The 5,215-nt window shown below is 58.9% G+C and carries 5 protein-coding genes; 1 reads left to right on the top strand and 4 read right to left on the bottom strand.

The genetic code is table 11. The features are described 5' to 3' along the window. Positions 1–699, top strand: a 699-nt coding sequence (locus Q363_RS33930) for an acetyl-CoA hydrolase/transferase family protein (protein WP_035359424.1), incomplete at its 5' end; no start/stop codon positions are given. Between the two features lie 839 nt (positions 700–1,538). Here Q363_RS33930 and Q363_RS33925 read toward each other — a convergent pair. The 4 genes from Q363_RS33925 to Q363_RS37295 all read right to left on the bottom strand — a co-directional run bounded on the left by Q363_RS33925 (position 1,539) and on the right by Q363_RS37295 (position 5,075). Beyond that, positions 1,539–2,063: a dihydrofolate reductase family protein gene (locus tag Q363_RS33925; RefSeq protein WP_035359339.1), complete on the bottom strand. Its 525-nt coding sequence runs from the start codon at positions 2,061–2,063 to the stop codon at positions 1,539–1,541. A 335-nt stretch (positions 2,064–2,398) separates the two neighbouring features. Then, the gene (locus Q363_RS33920; protein ID WP_035359336.1) at positions 2,399–2,959 is read right to left on the bottom strand and encodes a DinB family protein; all 561 of its coding nucleotides are present in this window, start codon (positions 2,957–2,959) and stop codon (positions 2,399–2,401) included. A 758-nt stretch (positions 2,960–3,717) separates the two neighbouring features. Further along, complete coding sequence (locus tag Q363_RS33915; RefSeq protein ID WP_035359334.1) at positions 3,718–4,470, bottom strand: SDR family NAD(P)-dependent oxidoreductase; 753 nt, start codon at positions 4,468–4,470, stop codon at positions 3,718–3,720. A gap of 68 nt (positions 4,471–4,538) precedes the next feature. Beyond that, positions 4,539–5,075 carry a YybH family protein gene (locus tag Q363_RS37295; protein ID WP_157468190.1) on the bottom strand — a complete coding sequence of 179 codons (537 nt, stop codon included), beginning with the start codon at positions 5,073–5,075 and terminating at the stop codon, positions 4,539–4,541. Positions 5,076–5,215 lie beyond the last annotated feature (140 nt).

The raw sequence follows: 5,215 nt of genomic DNA, 5'->3' as shown, positions 1-5,215 counted from the left end.
TGCCTTCAGATAGGGATCGGCGGCATGCCGAACGCCGTATGCTGCTTATTACTCGAAAGCGGGGTGAAGGATCTTGGCATCCACACGGAGATGATGACCGACGGCCTCGGCCTGCTTTACCGTTCTGGCCGGGTAACCGGATCGCGGAAGACGCTGGATCCAGGCAAGGTGACTTATACGTTCGCGCTGGGCTCGCACTCCCTTTACGCGACAGCCAACCGCAATCCGGACTGGTACTGCCAGCAGGTGGATTATACGAACTCGCCGTACATCATCATGCAAAACGAGAAAGTAGTGTCGATCAACAACACCACGCAGGTCGATTTGCAGGGACAGGTAGCTTCGGAATCCGACGGGCACCGCCACCTCAGCGGCACCGGAGGCCAGCTGCAATTTGTGCGCGGCGCCTACGCATCCAAGGGAGGTAAGTCGTTTATCTGCCTCTCGTCAACCTACGAGAAGCGAGGTGAGCGCCGCAGCCGGATTGTGTTTAGCCTTACTCCCAGCAATATCGTGACAACGCCGCGCTCGGACGTGATGTATCTGGTTACCGAGTTCGGGATGGTCAACTTGAAGGGACGGTCCGTCGCGGAACGCGCCAGGGCTATCATTGCACTCGCGCATCCTGATTTCCGCGAGGATCTGGAACGGCAGGCATACGAAAACCGGCTGATTCCGCACGGCGTTTCGTTTTCCTGATGAAGAAGCCCGTCGGACGATTTGCCCCGGAGACCAGGTGATTCTTCGCCCGGTGAGAGAGCCTGATTTCAGGGAAGTCAATTCGGCTTGACCAAGTCGCGAGTAGCTTCCTGCTAGGCCGACTTCTTTATCCGTGGAGTGAACTCGATAATCTTGCCGCGCTGTTCGCGGGGAACCCATTTCACGCTTTTTCGGGAGTTGTTCGGTATGTAGAACTCGATTACTTTTGCCACAGTTACTCTTCCTTCTCTTTCTACAGCGGCCTCCGATATTTATTATCGCTGCCCACCCTGAGTAAGGCAATTTGTGCGCCAAAGGCGCGGCGCTTCAACGCGAGAAGTGGTTGGGCTGATGATAAAGAAGTTAAAGAACAAGTAGAGTCTGCGATGTCACATAAGGGTTGAGCGACGACGTGGCGATGACAAGATACCGTCATACCGTCATTTTGTCTTGACAGGCTCGCAGCTTGATCCGAAGTTCTTGGTCCTGCTGCTGTCAAACGTACGACTTCCCAATGTGTTAGTTAGAGGGCATGCATTCAGCTCAAGTTGGCAGAATCCACAACTGGAACTGACTCATCACACTGGTATGCCATCCAGGCCATTGGAGACCCAGTTTTGCCATAAGCTAAATTGGACTAAAAACAACTCCATTAGATGGAATGCGACCACAATTGTGCTCCGACCGTTCTACACATTTGCTGGATATCGGAAACCTCGGCCCGAGGGATCTGAGAGTGTTGTCGGCAACCCTTCCTCTATCCGATAACGTGCGGATTGCCCGTCGCTCGGGAACAATATGCCTGATGACAACAATTACGCGGCGCATACCTATCCGTGTTAGACGACAACGTGGTATTCGGTCTTAACCAAGCCGCTCGGGTAGTGTTGAGTGGCTACGTGACGGAGCAGGATGTCGCGCGGCAGCGTGCCGAAGAGAGGAATTCCGTCTCCAATGAGTACAGGCACTCGAGTGATAATGAGGCGTTGAATGAGGCCCGCACGCAGGAACTGTTGAATCGTGATCCCACCGTCGACGTAAAGGTGGTGGACACCACGGGAAGCAAGGTTTGAAACAATCTCAGCCGGAGGTCCGGCCATCTGCTCCACAATGCCTCCACGCGCCGCAGATAGGTCGAGCGGTCGGCTACTCAGGACCACGACGCGTTTGTGACCATAAGGCCAGGACGCAAAGGTCAGAACCGTCTCGAAGGTCTTGCGGCCGATCACAAGCGCATCGACGCTTGCCATAAACTCGTCATAGCCGTGAGGTTCGCCGCCGCCCGGTGGCAGAAAGTCGAGGTCGCCGTTCGGCCGCGCAATGAATCCGTCGACGCTGGTCCCGATAAAAACAGATATCGTCATCTTAGATTCCTCACAGTAAATCCGAACCGTCGGCATTATATCCTTGGAGCTTCTGCCCCAAACGCCCGGTGTAATTTACGAGTGGTCGCCATCCGGAAGTAATCCACTTCATCGGTCATGCCGAGTTGTCTGGCCACTTCCGGCAAAATGCAGATCCTTCGGCTCCGCTCAGAATGACCGTTTGAGATCTGAGGATATTTTCTTGAGATTGTCGGCGCTTCGAGCAAAATACCGCGATTCTTCGCTGCGCTCAGAATGACGACCCTTTAGGAACTGCTGAAGGTCGCCTGGGACTTCTCAAGACCGCCGGAATTCAGTGTTCCTCTACTGGTGGCCTAGTAATTGGAACCGGGGTCGCCCGTCGCTCCGCAGTCTTTCCAGAGCTTTTCCCAATTCCAGATTCCGGACGTCACCTGGTTCGGCAATGGGAATCCGAGTTGGTGGGCGAGCATACACACCTGACCGCGATGGTGGGCTTCGTGAGAGAGCATGTAGCAGAGCATCTCCGGGCCAACGGGCCACGGACTGGCCCAGCCGTCTCTGCGAAACTTCTCGACGCGGCCGTCGTGAGTGTCGAGCGCTTCAGCGAGCATCTCCGCGCAGCGGGCGGCGCTCTCGGCCAATCCCGCACGGACCTGCTGCGGAGTGCAGTGTGCGCGGTTGAGCTGTGGTGGAACCTTGAGGTGCGGAGCGGTGAGCCTGATCCACTTGGAACGGACATTATGCATGTGCGTGAAGATCGCCGCGATGGTGCGGACGTTGCCGGGTGGTTTGGCTTTCCATGCGGCGGGGTCAAGATGTTCGATGAGAAGCTGATTCATGCGGTCATTGCCGGCAAAGATCTGGGCTGCCGACCGGGCGAGTTGAGTGTGGACCTTGGGTTGACGCGTGGTCACGGCTCTCTGCCTTTGGCCAATGATACGTCGGGCGGTCGCGGCCGGCGCAATTTACTTCTTCCCTCACTTGTGCGCGGCGCGGCGATGAAACTACATCAAGAGTGGGCACCCCGACGTTTGTGTTGGGAACGAACGGGAGCTGGTGCGAAGGGCCACCCGACTCTAACAGAGAGATATGAGCTCGAATTGCCTGGCCTTGCTTCGCTACGGATTCTAAAGGAATCTATTGAGCCTCGCGTGGCTGTCTTGTTGGAGGTACTCGTTGGTTTGCAGTCAGCGACCAGTTCGCTGCCTGCTGCAGACGTCGATCCGGATAGATCTTCCTGCGCCTTTAGCCATGCCCGAAGATTGAATGCGTTGATGCAGATGCAGAACATATTCGCAGGGATAAAACCATACTGCGACGTGTGCAAGGCGATCACACAGACGATGAGACTGTTGACGCATGAAACAACAAGACCGGTCCACATCTTTCTTCCGATCAGGGTCGTCGCAACGACGGTGAGAAAACAGGATAAATAGTCCAACCGCAACATCTCCACGGCGGGCCTCCGATCTTTATACTTGCCCGCCCATGTATAGGGCAATTTGCAGACCAAAGGCGCGGCGCGAGCAAGTGGCTGGCTGTGGACGATAAGTAGTTACCTAATGAACAAGCGGGATTTGCGAATGTCAGATGAGGGTTGCGTGGCGACGTGACAATGGCGGGCTGTCGTCGTTGGTGTCGATACTTTGACACGCGCAGAGCTAAAGGGCGCTCAGCGGTGGCTGAGGCGGAGGGATTGCCAGGAGGCGTCGGCGATCCAGCCTCCGTCTACAGTGAGGGTGTGGCCGTTGATGAAGGAGCTTTGGGTGGGGTCGGCGAGGAAGAGGACGGCCCGGGCGATGTCGTCGGGGGTGGCGAAGCGGGCCATGGGGATGCGGTCGGTGATGTCGGCGTCGGTGTAGGTTCCGCGGGCCTGGTCGGCGTGGTCCATCTCGGTCTTGACCCAGCCGGGGCAGACGGCGTTGACGCGGACGCCTCGGCCTCCCCACTCGGCGGCGAGGGTGCGGGTGAGGCCGATGAGGCCGTGCTTGGAGGCGTTGTAGGCGGCGCGGTCGGCGATGCCGAAGAGGCCGGCGATGGAGGCGATGTTGATGATGCTGCCGGAGCGCTGCTGGAGCATGATGGCTCCGGCGTCGCGGGAGAGGAGGAAGGGGGCGACGAGGTTGACCTCGAGAACGTGGCGGAAGGTGGAGGCCTCGATGGTCTCGGCGGGAGCGATGTTGCTGATGCCGGCGTTGTTGACGAGGACGTCGATCGAGCCGAAGCGCTGATGGATGGCGGCGATGGAGGAGGCGATGAAGGACTCGTCGGTGAGGTCGCCGGTGAGGGCGAGGGTGTCGGCGTTGGGGAGGGGCGGGCAGGGCTTGAGGTCGAGGAGGGCGAGCGCGTAGCCGGCGGCGGCGAAGAGCTCGGCGGTGCGGCGGCCGATGCCCTGGGCTGCGCCGGTGATGATAACGACGGTCATGAGGCTATTGTCGCCTGTTGGTGGGGCGCGGGCTTCGAGGACGGCTGTGATTTTCGTGCGCGGTCGAGCTACTTCTTCGCTGCCGTGGGTGTTGGCGCGGGTGCGCGCGGGACCCCGGAGGTGGCAATGTCGGCTACGGCCTTCCAGGTTCCGTCGGGCTCCTTGCGGTAGATGGTGACGTAGCTGCCGTGGTCGTGGATGACCTGATTGGTCTGGGGGTCGGTGAGGGTGAGGGTGTAGGTGCCCTGGGCGCAGGCGACGTCGCCGGATTTGGCGACCTCGACCTTGGAGGCGACGAATTTGAGCGCCATGGCGGGGTCGGCGGTCATGTTCTTGATGCCTTCGCGGATGGCGTCCTTGCCCTTACTGGGGGCTGTGCCGGGGACCCTGAGGACGGCGTCGTCGGCGTAGTGGGACATGATCTTGTCGAGGTCGCGGGAGGCGTAGTCCTGGTTCCACTGGGCCTCGGTCGCGTGCACGGCGGAGATGTCGGCGTCCTGGTTTCCGACGGCGGAGATGTCGGCGTCCTGGTTTCCGGAGGATTTGCACGCGGTGAGTGTGGCGGCGACGAGCGTTGCGGCGCAGAGAGCAGCGAAGGGTTTCATCGGGTCGTTCCTCTTGGGAAAAGGAATGGGAAAGCCCCCGCGCGTTGCGAAGCGCCCGAGTGATGCGAGTGAAGTATATGCCAGGTGGGGATGGTTCGATGAGAGATTCCGTTGGATCAATTCGAGCCAGGGTAGTGCTC

This window comes from Edaphobacter aggregans DSM 19364 (assembly GCF_000745965.1).
GTDB lineage: Bacteria > Acidobacteriota > Terriglobia > Terriglobales > Acidobacteriaceae > Edaphobacter > Edaphobacter aggregans.
The sequence above is the reverse complement of the archived record's forward strand: the minus strand, read 5'-3'. Positions and strand labels throughout refer to the sequence as shown.

Coding starts and splice junctions, on each gene's coding strand:
- Q363_RS33925 (WP_035359339.1), bottom strand. CDS start 2,063: ATGACGATATCTGTTTTTATCGGGACCAGCGTCGACGGATTCATTGCG.
- Q363_RS33915 (WP_035359334.1), bottom strand. CDS start 4,470: ATGACCGTCGTTATCATCACCGGCGCAGCCCAGGGCATCGGCCGCCGC.
- Q363_RS37295 (WP_157468190.1), bottom strand. CDS start 5,075: ATGAAACCCTTCGCTGCTCTCTGCGCCGCAACGCTCGTCGCCGCCACA.